The organism is Tenacibaculum sp. 190524A05c (assembly GCF_964036595.1).
GTDB lineage: Bacteria > Bacteroidota > Bacteroidia > Flavobacteriales > Flavobacteriaceae > Polaribacter > Polaribacter platacis.
In genome coordinates, this window is sequence record NZ_OZ038523.1 from 2,729,983 (window position 1) to 2,745,527 (window position 15,545).

Annotated in this window: 16 protein-coding genes; 12 read left to right on the top strand and 4 right to left on the bottom strand. The window is 31.4% G+C overall.

What is annotated here, in order from left to right:
• The first annotated feature begins 57 nt into the window (after nt 1-57).
• From ABNT61_RS11865 to ABNT61_RS11875, 3 genes are all read left to right on the top strand, one after another.
• On the top strand, nt 58-915 hold the full coding sequence (locus ABNT61_RS11865) for an AraC family transcriptional regulator (RefSeq protein WP_348743371.1): 858 nt from the start codon (nt 58-60) through the stop codon (nt 913-915).
• A 29-nt stretch (nt 916-944) separates the two neighbouring features.
• Nucleotides 945-2,618 carry an amidohydrolase gene (locus tag ABNT61_RS11870; RefSeq protein ID WP_348743372.1) on the top strand — a complete coding sequence of 558 codons (1,674 nt, stop codon included), beginning with the start codon at nt 945-947 and terminating at the stop codon, nt 2,616-2,618.
• Between the two features lie 77 nt (nt 2,619-2,695).
• Nucleotides 2,696-3,241, top strand: coding sequence for a GNAT family N-acetyltransferase (locus tag ABNT61_RS11875; protein WP_348743373.1), 546 nt, complete (start codon nt 2,696-2,698; stop codon nt 3,239-3,241).
• Here the strand turns inward: ABNT61_RS11875 and dut are convergent.
• Nucleotides 3,238-3,669: a dUTP diphosphatase gene (dut, locus tag ABNT61_RS11880; protein WP_348743374.1), complete on the bottom strand. Its 432-nt coding sequence runs from the start codon at nt 3,667-3,669 to the stop codon at nt 3,238-3,240. The two genes, ABNT61_RS11875 and dut, sit on opposite strands and share 4 nt — an antisense overlap.
• Nucleotides 3,670-3,764: 95 nt before the next feature.
• Between dut and ABNT61_RS11885 the strand changes: the two genes are divergently transcribed.
• The 3 genes from ABNT61_RS11885 (at nt 3,765) to ABNT61_RS11895 (ending at nt 6,913) form a co-directional block, all read left to right on the top strand.
• Complete coding sequence (locus tag ABNT61_RS11885; protein ID WP_348710798.1) at nt 3,765-4,760, top strand: NAD(P)H-dependent glycerol-3-phosphate dehydrogenase; 996 nt, start codon at nt 3,765-3,767, stop codon at nt 4,758-4,760.
• A gap of 226 nt (nt 4,761-4,986) precedes the next feature.
• Complete coding sequence (locus ABNT61_RS11890; protein ID WP_348710797.1) at nt 4,987-5,646, top strand: hypothetical protein; 660 nt, start codon at nt 4,987-4,989, stop codon at nt 5,644-5,646.
• 4 nt (nt 5,647-5,650) lie between these two features.
• A complete protein-coding gene (locus tag ABNT61_RS11895; protein ID WP_348743375.1) occupies nt 5,651-6,913 on the top strand; it encodes an MFS transporter in 1,263 nt (420 codons plus the stop codon).
• Between the two features lie 41 nt (nt 6,914-6,954).
• Here ABNT61_RS11895 and ABNT61_RS11900 read toward each other — a convergent pair whose 3' ends face one another.
• Together ABNT61_RS11900 and ABNT61_RS11905 are read right to left on the bottom strand one after the other, a co-directional pair.
• The gene (locus tag ABNT61_RS11900; RefSeq protein ID WP_348710794.1) at nt 6,955-7,398 is read right to left on the bottom strand and encodes a YHS domain-containing (seleno)protein; all 444 of its coding nucleotides are present in this window, start codon (nt 7,396-7,398) and stop codon (nt 6,955-6,957) included.
• Between the two features lie 42 nt (nt 7,399-7,440).
• A complete protein-coding gene (locus ABNT61_RS11905; protein WP_348743376.1) occupies nt 7,441-8,415 on the bottom strand; it encodes an acyl transferase in 975 nt (324 codons plus the stop codon).
• An 82-nt stretch (nt 8,416-8,497) separates the two neighbouring features.
• On the opposite strand from ABNT61_RS11905, the gene ABNT61_RS11910 reads away from it, so the two are divergent.
• The 5 genes from ABNT61_RS11910 to ABNT61_RS11930 all read left to right on the top strand — a co-directional run bounded on the left by ABNT61_RS11910 (nt 8,498) and on the right by ABNT61_RS11930 (nt 12,346).
• Nucleotides 8,498-9,196 carry a DUF6970 domain-containing protein gene (locus ABNT61_RS11910; protein WP_348743377.1) on the top strand — a complete coding sequence of 233 codons (699 nt, stop codon included), beginning with the start codon at nt 8,498-8,500 and terminating at the stop codon, nt 9,194-9,196.
• A gap of 12 nt (nt 9,197-9,208) precedes the next feature.
• Entirely contained in the window at nt 9,209-9,904 is a 696-nt protein-coding gene (locus ABNT61_RS11915; protein WP_348743378.1) for a hypothetical protein, read from the top strand.
• Nucleotides 9,905-9,914: 10 nt separating this feature from the next.
• Nucleotides 9,915-10,451, top strand: coding sequence for an RNA polymerase sigma factor (locus ABNT61_RS11920; protein WP_412766944.1), 537 nt, complete (start codon nt 9,915-9,917; stop codon nt 10,449-10,451).
• 2 nt (nt 10,452-10,453) lie between these two features.
• The gene (locus tag ABNT61_RS11925) at nt 10,454-11,755 is read left to right on the top strand and encodes a hypothetical protein (protein WP_348743379.1); all 1,302 of its coding nucleotides are present in this window, start codon (nt 10,454-10,456) and stop codon (nt 11,753-11,755) included.
• Between the two features lie 75 nt (nt 11,756-11,830).
• Nucleotides 11,831-12,346: a GNAT family protein gene (locus ABNT61_RS11930; protein ID WP_348743380.1), complete on the top strand. Its 516-nt coding sequence runs from the start codon at nt 11,831-11,833 to the stop codon at nt 12,344-12,346.
• A 40-nt stretch (nt 12,347-12,386) separates the two neighbouring features.
• Here ABNT61_RS11930 and ABNT61_RS11935 read toward each other — a convergent pair whose 3' ends face one another.
• Nucleotides 12,387-13,436: an isoaspartyl peptidase/L-asparaginase gene (locus tag ABNT61_RS11935; RefSeq protein ID WP_348743381.1), complete on the bottom strand. Its 1,050-nt coding sequence runs from the start codon at nt 13,434-13,436 to the stop codon at nt 12,387-12,389.
• 107 nt (nt 13,437-13,543) lie between these two features.
• On the opposite strand from ABNT61_RS11935, the gene ABNT61_RS11940 reads away from it, so the two are divergent.
• Nucleotides 13,544-15,085: an aldehyde dehydrogenase family protein gene (locus tag ABNT61_RS11940; RefSeq protein WP_348743382.1), complete on the top strand. Its 1,542-nt coding sequence runs from the start codon at nt 13,544-13,546 to the stop codon at nt 15,083-15,085.
• Nucleotides 15,086-15,545 lie beyond the last annotated feature (460 nt).

Sequence of the window (15,545 nt, forward strand, 5' to 3'; positions counted from 1 at the left end):
TGTCAATTGTCAATTTAGGATAAAAACGCTGGCTATTTTCAATACTACATTTGCCTCATGGAAACAAAAGAATTCTATAAACAACGGTTGCAACAAGTAGTTTCCTACGTAAGAACGAAATACAATCAAAAGATTTCGATTGATGAATTAGAGCATCTATCTAGTTTCTCATATAGAAATCTACAGAGAGTGTTTAAAGCTTTGTATAGTGAAACTATTGGAGCTTATGTAACAAGATTGAAGGTAGAAAACGCGGCAAAAATGTTAGTTTATTCACAAAAGGAAATAAAACTTATTGCTGAGGAAGTAGGATATTCAGATGTCTTTGCTTTTAGTAAAGCATTTAAAAAACACTTTGGTATTTCGCCTTCAAAGTATAGAGATAAAAAGGAAGAATTATTTAAGAAAAGCGAAGAAATAACAGAAGAGATTATGCCTTTTTTTGAGGAAAGAATTACTGTTTTACCAAAGAAAAGAGTTGTGTACACCACTTTTAAAGGAGATTATTATAGTACAGACTTAGATGCTGTTTGGGATGATTTTATTGAGAAATCAGAAAGAATTGGGATTGATGTTGATGCTGCTGAATCATTTGGAATTATATGGGATGAACCTATTATATCTGAAAAGTTAAGCTATCATTATGATGCATGTTTGGTTATTGATGATTTGGAGTTAGCTAATTCAAAATTTAATGTAAAAACAATAGCTTCACAAACCTATGCAGTTTTTGAACATTTAGGTTCATATAAAACCATTGCTGATACTTACGATAAGATATTTTCGAAATGGTTGTTTACAACAAATCATGAAATCATTGAAAAGCCATTTTTGGAATTTTATATTCTTCATGATGGAAATACTTCTAATGAAGATGATTATAAAACAGAAATTTTTATCCCCATAGAAGGCTGATTGTAAAATCAGTTTTAAAGATGAATAAAATGAAAATTATAGCACTTATATTAAGTTTTGTACTGAGTTCTCAAGCATGCTCAAAAAGAGAATCTATTAATATTACAAGCAGTAGTCAGAAGTTATATTTTAATGGAAAAATTTATACTGTTGATACGAATCAACCTTGGGCAGAAGCTATGATTATTGAGGGTAATTCAATTGTTTTTGTTGGATCAAATTCAGAAGCTAGAAATATCCTTGAAAATGGTTCTGAAGAAATAGATTTAGAAGGAAAATTAGTGTTGCCAGGTTTTCATGATGTTCATATGCATCCTATGGAAGTTGGCTCTACAAGCACAACGTTTACGTTAAATGAAAACGAAGTTGACATTAACAATTACTTACCTGTAATTAAACAAGCTTCTCAATCAAATCCAGGAAACGATTGGTTAATTGGTTTTGGTCATTCTATTAATACGTTATTAGGGGCTCAGGAAAGTCCGTTAAAACTTTTAGATGAAACTGTTTCTAACAGACCAGTTATCATTATGGAACATACTTCTCATTCTATGTGGGTAAATTCTAAAGCTTTGGAACTAGCCGGATTTAAAGATGCAAGTGAAAATCCTACAGGTGGAATTCTTATGAAGGATAATGGGAAATTAAATGGAATTTTAATTGATAATGCTGGTGATATTGTCTTTCAAATAGCTCAAAAGTCTTTAGCGAATTCAGATAATGAGTACGACGGAATGGTAAGTTATGTATTACCAGAACTTGCTAAAAATGGAATAACGTCTGTATCAGATGCAAGAACGTATTGGAAGAGAGATCAACACAAAGTTTGGCAACAATTAGCAGAAGATGGAAGATTAACTGCACGCTTTAATCTTGGGCTCTGGGCTTATCCTGAAGCTAATGATAACGAACAAATAGCTAGTTTAAAGTCATTGTTTAGTAATGACAAGAATAGTTTACTTAAAATCAATCAAATTAAGTTGTATTCAGATGGAATTACCCACAATACAACAGCTGCTTTACATTCTGATTATCATGTTGATTTTTTCAATCAATCTTCTAATAACGGATTGAATTATTTTAGTGAAGATAGGATTAAAAAATATGTTCAAGAGTTAGAAACAGTAGGATTTGATTTTCACATTCATGCTATTGGTAATCGAGGAATACATGAAGCATTAAACGCTATTGAAAAAGGAAGTTTACTTCAAAATAGACACAGATTAACTCATGTTGAAATGGTAGATGCAAATGACATTAATAGGTTTAAACAATTAAATGTTACTGCAGATGCTCAAGTTGCTGGAGATTTTACTCAACCACATCATTGGCAAGAAAATGCCGAATTGGTAGGATCATCATTGGCAAATAATTTAATTCCCATAAAATCATTTTCAAATGCTGGTGTGCGATTAACATTAAGTAGCGATTGGAATGTAAGTACTTTAAATCCATTTGTGGGAATACAGAATGCCGTAACTCGAAATCCACAAAATATCTCTTTAGAAGAAGCTATAAAAGCCTATACTATTAATGGTGCATACACAATGAGACAAGAAACGGAAGTTGGATCTTTAGAAAAAGGAAAACTGGCAGATTTTATAGTTTTGGATAAGGATATTTTTTCTATTCCTAAAAGTCAGATTAGCCAAACAAAAGTAGTTCGAACTATTTTTAATGGTGAAGAAATCTATAAAAAATAAACAATTCAAAACATCTTGTATAAAATGAAAACGGTTGTAGTATAAACTATAACCGTTTGTTATTTTTATAACATCTTATGACGATTCAAATCAACGAAAATATCAGTTTAGAACCCATTACAAATTCAACAAGTAATGAGCTTTTCCAATTAATGAAAGAAGTATATCCTTTGGCTTATGATTATTTCTGGGAAGATGGTGGAAATTGGTATGTAAATTCTCAATATTCTAAAGAAAATATTAAGGAGGAGTTAGCTCAAGAAAATGCCGAGTATTACTTTGTGGTTTTTAATGGGGAGCGTATTGGTAATTTTAGAATTCTTTGGAATGAACCTTTACCAGATACAAAAGAGAATTTAAAGTCAGTGAAACTTCACAGAGTGTATTTACATGCTAATACCCAAGGAAATGGTATAGGAAAATCGTTATTAACTTGGTTGGAAAACGAAGCTATAAAAAAGCAATGTGAATTGATTTGGTTAGATGCTATGGATGAAAAACCACAAGCGTTTAACTTTTATAAAAAGTTAGGCTACCAATACCATTCACATTGTTTTTTACCTTTTGACTTATTACATGATAAGTACAGAAAGATGAGTCAGCTGTATAAGAAGTTAGGTTAAACTCCGGTACTTCCAAATCCACCAGCACCTCTTTCAGTTTCATCTAATTCAGAAACTTCTTTCCAGTTTACACGTTCGTGTTTTGCAATAACTAATTGTGCAATTCTTTCACCATCATTTATCGTAAAATCTTCGTTAGAAAGATTTACTAAAATCACGCCTATTTCTCCTCTATAATCGGCATCAACTGTTCCTGGAGCATTTAACACTGTAATTCCTTTTTTAGCTGCTAAACCACTTCTAGGCCTTACTTGAGCTTCATATCCATTAGGTAAAGCAATAAATAATCCGGTTTTTACAATTACTCTTTCAAGAGGTTTTAATACAATAGCATCATCTATATTTGCTCTTAAATCCATTCCTGCAGAACCTTCTGTTTCGTAGGCTGGAGTTTGATGCTTTGATTTATTAATAATTTGAACGTTCATATGTTAATTTTTCGAAATCAAAGATAAATAATACTAAGTATTACTGACTAGATTATAGATTTATTAATTTAGCATTACACAAACAAACAACATGTATGAGTAAATTTGAGAAAATAGCTGTTATTGGTGGTGGAAGTTGGGCAACAGCAATCGTTAAAATGCTTTGTGAGAATTGTGATAAAATAGGATGGTATATGCGCAGCGTTTATGCTACGGAACATATTAAACGTAATAAACACAATCCCAATTATTTAAGTTCTGCAGAATTACATCCCGAGCAGCTAGACTTATCAAATGATATTAATGAGATTGTAAAAGAATATGACGTTTTAATCTTTGCAATTCCTTCAGCATTTTTAAATACTGAACTTGAAAAACTTACTGAAAGTTTAGACAATAAAATTCTATTTTCAGCGATTAAAGGTATTGTTCCTGAATCTGGTTTAATCGTAGGAGAACATTTTCATCAAAAATATGATATCTCTTATGAGAATATTGGAGTAATTGCAGGTCCATGTCATGCAGAAGAGGTTGCCATGGAAAGACTATCGTATTTAACTATAGCTTGTCAAGATCAAAAGAAAGCTAAAGAATTGAGTAAGTACGTAAAAAGTAGATATATAAAAACAAAAGTGTCTGATGATATTTTTGGAACCGAGTATGCAGCAATGCTTAAAAATATATACGCAATTGCAGCTGGAATTGCTCACGGTTTAGGTTACGGAGATAACTTTCAATCGGTTTTAATGAGTAATGCTATTCGAGAGATGAAACGTTACATTAAGAAAGTTCATAGAATGAAACGTAACATTAATAACTCGGTATATTTAGGAGATTTATTAGTAACGGGTTACTCTATTTTTAGTAGAAATAGAATGTTCGGAAATATGATTGGTAAAGGATACACAGTAAAATCTGCCATGTTAGAAATGAATATGGTAGCAGAAGGATATTACGCAACCAAAAGTGCCTATAACATCAATAAAGAAAACGGTGCAAAAACGCCAATAATTGATGCAGTATATGCAATATTATACGGAAAAAAAGAGGCGAAAGATGTGTTCGAGAAATTGACTAATCTATTAGACTAATACGTTTACAGTTAAAAGTATAAAAACCCTTCAAATAATACTTTAATTGATACCCAAACGACCTCTAACGCCTATAAGTTTTAATTTTCGTAAAACTCGGGGCAAATGTAAGTTAAAATGAAAAACTAACAACATATAAAGGTTATTAAATTTTTTATTAAAAGTTAAATAAAAATTAACAACTTTTTATATTTTTACAACAAATAGTATATTTTTAAACATCCAAATGAAAACAATTCAAGAAGCTGTTGAAATTACTATCAGAAAAACCCCTTTCATTGAAGAAGCTCTTAACGAAAAACTTATCAATGTTTCATCATTAGCTAGGGTGATTTTACCTGAAGTAGCACAGCAATTAAAGAAAGAAGTAAAAGTTGGCGCCGTTATGATGGCAATCAACCGACTGTCCCCAGTAAACGAACTTCGAATCCGAAAAAACATTAAAAAATTAGCATTAAATCTAGGAGACGTAATTGTACGTTCTGATTTATGCGATTTTACTTTTAAAAACACTCCCACTTTATTTAAAAGAATCGCAAAAATATTAGATAAAGCTTCTGAAAATAACGACTTATTCTTAACTATCTCCCAAGGAATTTTTGAAACAAATATTGTTGCAAGTGTTATTTTACAGCCGTTTATCGTAGAAATTTTTGAGAAGGAAATTTTAATTAATAATGTAACAGATTTAGCTTCGATAACAATTAAGTTACCGAAAGAGAATTTGGAGCAATCGGGTATTTACTATTTTATTTTAAAACAATTTGCTTGGGCTAATATTGCAGTACAGGAAGTTATTTCTACTACACATGAAATGACAATTGTTGTAAAAGAGTCTGACGTGAATGAGACATTTGGTATTTTAATGGATTTAAAGCTGAATTAAGCTTATGAACAAAATCGATCCTTATGCTTCGCTGAGGTATAAAGAATTCAATATATTCTTACTCGTCCGTTTTCTATTGATATTTGCGTGGTCGATGCAATTTATAATCATAGAATGGCAAGTATATTCTATAACAAAAGATCCTTGGAGTTTAGGGTTAATCGGCGCGTTTGAATTTCTTCCTGCATTTTCAATGGCTTTATTTGCGGGTCATATTGTAGATCAAAGAGAGAAGCGAAATTTACTAGCACTTTGTATTGGATTATTCTCTCTAATTAGCTTTGGATTATACTTTTTAACCAACCCCGATTTTGTTGTCAATTGGAGTGAAAATAGTGTGTTGTATTCTATTTACGCTCTGGTTTTCTTCGGAGGTTTTTTACGTTCGTTTTTTGGTCCAACAATTTTTTCTTTAATAGCGTTAATTGTACCGAAAAAATTATATCCAAATGCCGCAACTTGGAGTAGTTCTACTTGGCAAATTGCCTCAGTTTTAGGTCCAGCTTTTGCTGGATTTACCATTTATAAAATTGGAGTGAATCTTTCACTTTGTATCGTATTTGGATTAGTAATACTTTCATTTTTAATGGTTTTTCTAATTAAAAAGAAACCAATTATGAATCCTAAAAAGAATGAACCAGTAAGTAAAAGTTTAAAAGAAGGAATTTCATTTGTATTTAAAACTAAAGCTATTTTAGGTGCAATTACATTGGATATGATTTCTGTTCTATTTGGTGGAGCTATTGCATTATTACCTGTTTTTGCGCAAGACATATTAGAAGTAGGTTCAAAAGGTTTTGGAGTATTGAGAGCTGCCCCTGCAGTTGGAGCTTTTTTAACCATGTTAATAACAGCATACATTCCAGTTAGTAAAAATGCCGGAATAAAATTACTCGGGGCTATTTTTGGGTTTGGAATATGTATTATCGTATTTGGATTATCTAAAATATTCTGGGTATCCTTATTAGCGTTGTTTTTTAGTGGTGTAACAGATGGAGTTTCTATGGTTATTAGACAAACAATTTTACAATTAAAAACTCCAGATCATATGCGTGGAAGAGTTGCATCTGTAAACTCTATGTTCGTTGGATCTTCAAATGAATTAGGAGCTTTAGAAAGCGGAATTACTGCAAAGCTTATGGGAACTGTAACTGCTGTAGTTTTTGGAGGAACAATGACCTTAATAACAGTTTTAACTACTGGAATTTTAAATCCTACACTACGAAAATTAGATTTGACTGAAGATTTTGAAAATCATGAGAAATAAAAAAGAATCCATTACGGATTCTTTTCTTTTTATATAAACGGCTATTTAACTAAACTCGACCAATTTTTATCAGCTTTCATTTTAAGTTCTTCTGGGTTTTCATCTAACCACAATTTCAAGGTATTGGTTCCCCAAGAATTATAGAATAGGTATAATTTACCATCTCTAATTTCAAAAGTTTTAGGATTTATTCCAACTTTTTCACCTTTTACTCCAATAGCATAGGCACAATATCCGCCATATTGAGGAATATATTTTGTTGGATTTGCTTTGAAAGTGTTTAAGTTTTCTTGTGTTGAAAACCGGAAAGTAACATCATCATATGTATAAGATAACTTCTTACTTCCTTTTACAGCTTTGTTTGAAAAGTATGCTACAACGTCATATCCATTTGCAACAGCTCCTTTTTTAGTATTGTAATTTTCCTTTTGTGAGAAAGCGGTAAGGGAAATGAATAAAATAGCGATAGTAAAAATGCGATTCATAAGTAATAAATTTTCAAAGTAGTCGAAGGATACTATGAAAATTTACAATACCATTAAGTTACAACCTCTAATATCTGAATTATCAAACCTACCAATAATCTCAAAAGAATTATCAGCATGTACTTTTCCTAAATCTTGAGTAGCAATAAACGAACAAGAGTTGTAATTGGCTAAATCTATAACATTTATTCCTCCAGTTTTTCCTTTAGTTTGAATTGATAATGGATCTTCGGTATCTCTTGTTAAAATCTTCATCCAGGGCGGACAAGCAAAAATTCCGTTTCCATTAGAATATCCTTGACTCAATAACTCAGTCATACCATATTCAGAGTGAATATTTTCAACTCCAAAACCATCAGAAAGTAATTGATGAAGCTCAGTTCTAATCAATTCTTTTCTTCTTCCTTTCATTCCTCCAGTTTCCATTATAATGGTATTTTTAAGGTTGAAAGAATGTTGTTCTACCATATCAAGCAAAGCAAAAGAAACACCGATTAAAAGCACCTTTTTACCACTGCTGTCTAATAAAGATAATTTATTGGCAAGTTCATCAAGATTATTAAGGTAAAACCCACTTTCTTCATGATTTGATTTTTGAATTAAATCATCAACCATATATACCAAAGAAGAACCTTTTCTTTCTAAATAATTAGGAAGTAAAGCAAGGATAATATAATCATCAATATCACCATAAAAATGTTGAAAACCCTTGATATAACTTTCTTGATAAAGAGAAATATCAGTAACATAATGTTTACTCGTTACAGATCCTGTAGTTCCAGAGCTTGAGAATACTTCTTCAACCTCTTTCAAGGAAGAAATTACCTTTTTAGATTTGAAAAACTGAATTGGTAAAAACGGAATTTCTTCAATATCCTTTACATCACTAGGATGTACATATAGTAAATCACAAAAAGATCGATATACAGGATTATGTTCAAACTGATGTTTAAAAACCTGTAACACAACTTCTTTAAATTCTTGCTCTGTTTGTATGTTAAAAATGGAGTTTTTCATTTTCAAGAACAAAAATAATAGTATTTCACGCAACCCTTCGATAAAAATTACATCTTATCTATAAACACCAAAAAGTTTAGCCATGAGAACTGTATTAAAACTTATCTGTTTCGCACTTATTCTGGGGGCTTGTAACAAAGATGAAGAGATAAAAGAAACCTGTTTGGTTGATAATCCACTTGAGGAATTATTCTGGTTGAAACAGATTAAAACTGGCCTTGAACAATCTGCTGCTGCAGGGAAAGCAGAAATTTATGAATACACATACAAACAACAACGTGTTTTTAGTGTGAATTCATGTGTAGGTTGTAGTGATTCTAAAACTGATGTTTACAATTGTGGAGGAAATATAATGTGTGAATTTGGAGGAATAGCCGGGTTAAATACTTGTCCAGATTTTGATTCTCAAGCAACACATAAAAAATTACTTTGGAAAAATCATGATCAGCCCATAATTGACAAAGATGTGTATGACAATACAACAACAGATAATTATTCTATTACAAATATTGAACTGAATGACGATACTTTAAAAATTAGTATTTCATTTAGTGGATGTTCACCAGATTCAGATAGAATTTATCTTGTAGATTCTGAGTCTGTTTTAGAATCTACCCCACCTCAACGTCTTTTAAAACTTGAGTTTTTTAAAGAAGAATCTTGTTTGGCCGCGTTTAATAGAATATTAGAATTTAACATTAATAATTTACAAGTTTCTTCAATTAACGAGTTGAATTTATCAATTGAAGGTTGGAATAATAACATTACATATCAATATTAAAAAGTACAGAAAATGAAAAGAATTTTAGCCATTTTAACCGTAGTATTAACCATCTCATCTTGTTCAGTTACAGATGAAGATATAAGCTTTGATCCAAAAGACCTTTTATCGGGAAATTGGACGTTTGAGTATTCCAATAATGGAGAAACAGTTTTTAAAAGAACTAATACATTACCAAATGAAAAATATGGAGTATCGTTTTTTAGAGATGGTAAATTTATAGAAAGAACATCGGGTTGGTGTGGTACTCCTCCATTAGTTTTTTCTGATCTTCAAGGAACTTATCAATTAGAGAAAACCTTGATAAAAGTTAATATTGAAGGTTTTCCAGGAAATTATCATTGGAGAATAATTTCACTAACAAATAAAGAATTAGTTATTACGTATGATAGCGCAGATCAAGAAACAGATCTTCAAGAATTGATGGATTTATTTAACGAAATTTATGCAATGGCAACGAGCGAATCATGCCAAGATGCTAATGATTGGTCGTTCACTGCTTACGGATCAAAAGCGTGTGGTGGACCTCAAGGTTATTTGACATATCCAAATTCAATTAATGTAAATTTATTCTTAGAAAAAGTTGCAGCTTACACTCAAAAGGAAAAAGAATATAATATTAAATGGGATGTAATTTCAACATGTGATTTACCAGCTCAACCAAATGGTGTCAAGTGTGAAAATGATTTACCAGTTTTAACGTATTAAGAAGACGAAGATTAATATACAAGAACTCATACAAAAGTGTAAGGAGAATAACTTACAAGCACAATCTCAAGTTTACCAGCTTTTTGCTGGTAAACTCTTTGCGTTGAGTTTAAAGTATTCAAGAAATCAGCAAGATGCAGAAGATGTATTGCAGGATAGTTTTTTAACAGCATTCAACAAAATACATCAATACAATTTTAAAGGTTCTTTTGAAGGATGGTTAAAACGAATTGTAATTAATACAGCGCTTCAGAAATACAGAAAGGAGCCATCGTTGTATTTGGTAAAAGAAGAGACAATTTCAGAGGAAGATGTAGATTTTGATGAAAGTAGTCTCGGAGTTCATGATTTGTTAGAGATGATTCAATGTTTACCAGACCGATATAGATTAGTGTTTAACTTATATGTTCTTGATAGTTTTTCGCATAAAGAAATTGCGGAAATGTTGAATATTTCTATCGGAACATCAAAATCTAATTTGTCTAGAGCAAAGCAAATACTGAAGAAGTCAATAGAAAATCGAAAGGAAAAATTAGAAAAGGCATAATGATGGAAGACAAAAAAATAGAAAGATTATTTCAAGAAAAACTAAAGGATTTTGAGATGCAGCCTTCTCCTCTAGTTTGGGAAAATATTGAAAGTAACTTAACAAAAAAGAAGAAAAGAAGAATTCTTCCTATTTGGTGGTTTACAAGTGGAATTGCATCTATGATTGTGATTGGATTATTACTTTTTCCAAAAGCTGAAAATGTAGATGAAAACATTCCTTTTGAAACTAAAGAAACCATAAAAAAACAGAATGAAAACACAAACATAGTTACGAATCAAAACAATCAAATAAAAGAACTAAATACAACACCAAAATCCGCGGAAGACAACATCATAAAACAAAAAAACACACCTGTTGTAGTTCAACAAAAAGAAGAATTAGTGGTTTCTAACAAAATTGCTACACAAAAGAAAAACCCATTAAAATCAGCCTTAACTGTGAAGGGTTTCAAAGCTGACGGAAAAATTGCTATGAAAAATGTTTTATATGATGAATTGAATCTAAAAACAAAGGAAAGAGAATTAGAAAAGAAGGATTTCATTGCTGAAGTGAGTAAGGAAAACGAAAAGAAAGAAGATCAATCAAATAATTCTAAATGGAGTGTTTCTCCTGTTTTTGGAATTTTAACTTCTCAGTCGTTCACAAAAACTTCAGCAATAGATTCTAAACTTAGTCAAAACGAAATTAGCAATCCTGGAACCATTGCTTATGGAGTTAATTTCGCTTATCAATTGAGCGATAAGTTGTCTATTAAATCTGGTTTACAAGTTCAAAATATGAGTTATGATACCGAGAATGTCGGGATAGTTGCTAGCTCAGTAATTTCAAACAATTTAGAAAACATTAGTTTTAATAATGGTAGTAATTTTCTGTACATAAATGCTACTGATGCGGAAAGTGTTTCATCTTTAGATTTATCATCTTCTAACAGTTTACAAGAAGCTACTTTAACTCAAGATTTAAATTATATTGAGTTTCCGTTAGAATTGAAATATCAAGTTTTTAGTTCGGGAACAATTCAAACGAGCATTATTTCTGGATTTAGCACATTGTTTTTAACTAAGAATAATATTTCTGCTCAGTCTGCCACATTTAGTGAAAACATAGGTGAGGCAAATAACTTAAATTCAATAAACTTTAGCGCAAATTTAGGTTTGGATGTAGAGTTTAATATAACCAGAAAAATGAGACTAAATATTAACCCAATGTTTAAGTCTCAATTAAATACCTTTTCGGAAAACCCAACTAATTTCCGTCCATATATCTTAGGCGTGTATTCAGGTTTGAGGTATAGTTTTTAAATGAATAAAATTTGCGAACTATTTGTTTCAATTTCAGTTTTAGAGTAACTTTTCAACAAATTTGAATAAACAGTTATGGCTTTAAGTGTAAGAGAAATAGAATTAAGAGATATCGATCTACTTTTAGATTATTGGTATAATTCAAGTGAAGAACATTTCTTGAAAATGGGCGCTGATATACATAAACTTCCAAAGAGAAATGAATTTCATTCGATCCTTGAAGAACAAATAAAAACTCCAATTCAAGAGAGAAAGTCTTATGCATTAATCTGGGAAGAAAATGGTATACAAATAGGTCATACAAATGCAAATAGTATACTTTTTGGAAAAGAAGCATTTATGCATTTACATGTTTGGAATACCACTAATCGAAGAAAAGGATCAGGTGTTGAATTAGTTAAAAAATCACTGCCGTTTTATTTTAAAAACTTGCAGATTGAAACACTATTTTGCCAACCTTACGCGCTAAATCCAGCACCAAATAAGACGCTAGAAAAAGTAGGTTTTGAGTTTGTTAAGGAGTACGTTACTATTCCAGGATCCATAAATTTTGAACAAAAAGTGAACCTATGGAAAATGACACGTAAATAGTTTATTTCATCTTAAATTTACTTCAGAATAAATGTAAAATTTAGTCTTTATAGATTTTTACATCAACTTCACCTTTAGCATTCATAGATGCTCTATACATTCCAGCAGTATTAAATTCAAATACCATATTTCCATTTTTGTCAACGGCAATAATTCCTCCTGTTCCACCTAGTTTGGTAAGTTTATTTTGAATCACTTCTCTAGCAGCTTCTTTTAAAGATAAACCTTTGTAATCCATCAAAGCAGAAATATCATGAGCAACTTGAGCTCGAATAAAATATTCTCCCCAACCTGTTGATGAAACTCCACAAGTGGCGTTATTAGCATAAGTTCCAGAACCAATTATAGGAGCATCACCAATACGATTCCAACGCTTATTTGTCATCCCTCCTGTTGAGGTTCCTGCAGTAATATTTCCATCTTTATCTAAAGCAACACAACCAACAGTTCCAAATTTAGAATCTTTGATTATAGGATCATAAAAAGCCGATTTTCCATCGTGATCTAATTCAGCTTTCATTTTTTCCTTTACGCGTTGTAATGAGTTAAATCTATTTTCGGTAAAAAAGTATTTAGGATCAACAATTTCTACTCCTTGTTCTTTTGCAAATACTGAAGCTCCTTTACCAGATAGCATTACATGTTCAGAATTTTCCATTACTTTTCTCGCAAGAGTAATCGGGTTTTTAATATCAGTAACACCTGCTACAGATCCAGCATTTAAATCACTTCCAGTCATTATTGAAGCATCCAATTCGTTAGTTTCTTCATGAGTAAAAACAGCACCTTTTCCTGCGTTAAACAGTGGTGAATTTTCTAAAACATGAATGGTTTGCTCGACAGCATCAATACTTTTTCCTCCATTTTTTAAGATGTTATATCCAACTTTAATAGCTTCTTCAAGCTTTTGTTTATAAGCTGCTTCTTTTTCTGGAGTCATATTTTTCTTTAAAATGGTTCCAGCTCCGCCATGAATAACCAGAGCGAACTCATTAATTTTCTGTTCTTTAACAGGTTTAGTAGTAGATTTAGTAGCACAACTAAACAGTACAAATGCTAGTATAAATAGAGAAGGAAAGTAAGTCTTCATAAAAAGTTTAATTTTAAACAAAAAACATATGATTTGTTTAATTTATTAATTTAGAAATATTTGTAAATTTGACTTTTCAATTTAAACAACTAAAACGTAAATACAAAATGGCAGATTTTGGTATTCAAGAAGCATTACAAACCTTAGGGTTAAATGAAATAAATGAAGGAACTTCAACAGGTTCAAAGTGGTTTTCTAACGGAGAAGTAATCGAAAGTTATTCTCCAGTAGATGGTAAATTAATAGGAAAAGTAAAGGCGTCTACAAAAGATGATTACGAAAGTGTAATGAAATCAGCTACAGAAGCTTTTAAATCTTGGAGAGTTTTACCAGCTCCACAAAGAGGAGAAATTGTACGTCAGTTTGGTGAAAAGTTGAGAGAGAAGAAAGAAGCTTTAGGTAAATTAGTTTCTTATGAAATGGGTAAAAGTTACCAAGAAGGATTAGGTGAGGTACAGGAAATGATTGATATCTGTGATTTTGCAGTTGGTTTATCTCGTCAATTACACGGTTTAACAATGCACTCTGAAAGACCAGGTCACAGAATGTACGAGCAATATCATCCATTAGGAGTAGTAGGAATTATTTCTGCATTTAATTTCCCTGTTGCTGTTTGGGCTTGGAATACAGCTTTAGCTTGGATTTGTGGAGATGTTTGTGTTTGGAAGCCATCTGAAAAAACTCCATTATGTGGTGTAGCTTGTCAAAATATTATTGCTGAGGTATTAAAAGAAAATGATTTACCAGAAGGAATTTCTTGTTTAGTAAACGGAGATTACCAAGTTGGTGAGTATATTTCTAAAGATACAAGAGTTCCTTTAGTATCTGCAACAGGTTCTACTCGTATGGGTAAAATCGTTGCAAAAGAAGTTGCTGGTCGTTTAGGTAAGAGTTTATTAGAGTTAGGAGGAAACAATGCAATTATTGTAACTCCAGATGCTGATATTAAAATGACTGTTATCGGTGCTGTATTCGGAGCAGTAGGAACTGCTGGTCAACGTTGTACTTCTACACGTAGATTAATTGTACATGAATCTATGTATGATAAAGTGAAGAACGCTTTAGTAGATGCTTACAAACAATTACGTATTGGAAATCCATTAGACGAAAACAATCACGTTGGTCCGTTAATCGATACACAAGCTGTTGATATGTATAAAAATGCATTAGAAAAGGTTGTTGAAGAAGGAGGAAATATTATTGTTGAAGGTGGCGTTTTAGAAGGAGAAGGATACGAAAGTGGATGTTACGTGAAGCCTGCAATTGCAGAAGCTGGAAACTACTATGATATCGTTCAACACGAAACATTTGCACCAGTATTATACTTATTAAAATATACAGGAGAAGTTGAAAATGCAATTGCTTTACAAAATGGGGTTGCTCAAGGATTATCTTCTGCTATTATGACCAATAACTTACGTGAAGCTGAGCGTTTCTTATCTCATGCAGGATCTGACTGTGGTATTGCTAATGTAAACATCGGAACTTCTGGTGCTGAAATTGGTGGAGCCTTTGGAGGTGAAAAAGAAACTGGTGGTGGTAGAGAATCAGGATCTGATGCTTGGAAGGTTTACATGCGTCGTCAAACAAATACAATTAACTATACAACTGAATTACCTTTAGCACAAGGAATTAAATTCGATTTATAGGAATTAATAATTATCACATAAAAAAAAGGACCACATCAATTGTGGTCCTTTTTTGGTTCACAGTCCCCCCGAACTATAAACGATATATTTTGAAACTTACTAACTATATTATCTTTTGCTTACACTGTAAAGATACTATAGATATTAGCATTTATAGGGTTTTGTCGATGAATAGACCATTGTTATTGCCGACTTTCAATTAACATATGCTAAACCTATATATTCTTATTAGACGTTTTATGTATAACTATTTTACAATTTTATTTTATAGAAAATTAGTAAGATTATTGCTAATTGAATTATATAAACAAACAAAGGAGCCACAAAACTGTGACTCCTTTGTTTGTTGGTAGTTCCCCCGAACTACAACCGGTATATTCTATTGAAACTTAACATTGATTCTTATTTACACTGTAAAGATATTACAGATTAGGTTTGAAATTATTTTTTATCGATGAAC

Coding starts and splice junctions, on each gene's coding strand:
- dut (WP_348743374.1), bottom strand. CDS start 3,669: ATGAACGTTCAAATTATTAATAAATCAAAGCATCAAACTCCAGCCTAC.
- ABNT61_RS11915 (WP_348743378.1), top strand. CDS start 9,209: ATGAAAAGAATTTTAGCCATTTTAACCGTAGTATTAACCATCTCATCT.
- ABNT61_RS11940 (WP_348743382.1), top strand. CDS start 13,544: ATGGCAGATTTTGGTATTCAAGAAGCATTACAAACCTTAGGGTTAAAT.
- ABNT61_RS11875 (WP_348743373.1), top strand. CDS start 2,696: ATGACGATTCAAATCAACGAAAATATCAGTTTAGAACCCATTACAAAT.
- ABNT61_RS11925 (WP_348743379.1), top strand. CDS start 10,454: ATGGAAGACAAAAAAATAGAAAGATTATTTCAAGAAAAACTAAAGGAT.
- ABNT61_RS11870 (WP_348743372.1), top strand. CDS start 945: ATGAAAATTATAGCACTTATATTAAGTTTTGTACTGAGTTCTCAAGCA.
- ABNT61_RS11885 (WP_348710798.1), top strand. CDS start 3,765: ATGAGTAAATTTGAGAAAATAGCTGTTATTGGTGGTGGAAGTTGGGCA.
- ABNT61_RS11935 (WP_348743381.1), bottom strand. CDS start 13,436: ATGAAGACTTACTTTCCTTCTCTATTTATACTAGCATTTGTACTGTTT.
- ABNT61_RS11910 (WP_348743377.1), top strand. CDS start 8,498: ATGAGAACTGTATTAAAACTTATCTGTTTCGCACTTATTCTGGGGGCT.
- ABNT61_RS11905 (WP_348743376.1), bottom strand. CDS start 8,415: ATGAAAAACTCCATTTTTAACATACAAACAGAGCAAGAATTTAAAGAA.
- ABNT61_RS11895 (WP_348743375.1), top strand. CDS start 5,651: ATGAACAAAATCGATCCTTATGCTTCGCTGAGGTATAAAGAATTCAAT.
- ABNT61_RS11930 (WP_348743380.1), top strand. CDS start 11,831: ATGGCTTTAAGTGTAAGAGAAATAGAATTAAGAGATATCGATCTACTT.
- ABNT61_RS11890 (WP_348710797.1), top strand. CDS start 4,987: ATGAAAACAATTCAAGAAGCTGTTGAAATTACTATCAGAAAAACCCCT.
- ABNT61_RS11900 (WP_348710794.1), bottom strand. CDS start 7,398: ATGAATCGCATTTTTACTATCGCTATTTTATTCATTTCCCTTACCGCT.
- ABNT61_RS11865 (WP_348743371.1), top strand. CDS start 58: ATGGAAACAAAAGAATTCTATAAACAACGGTTGCAACAAGTAGTTTCC.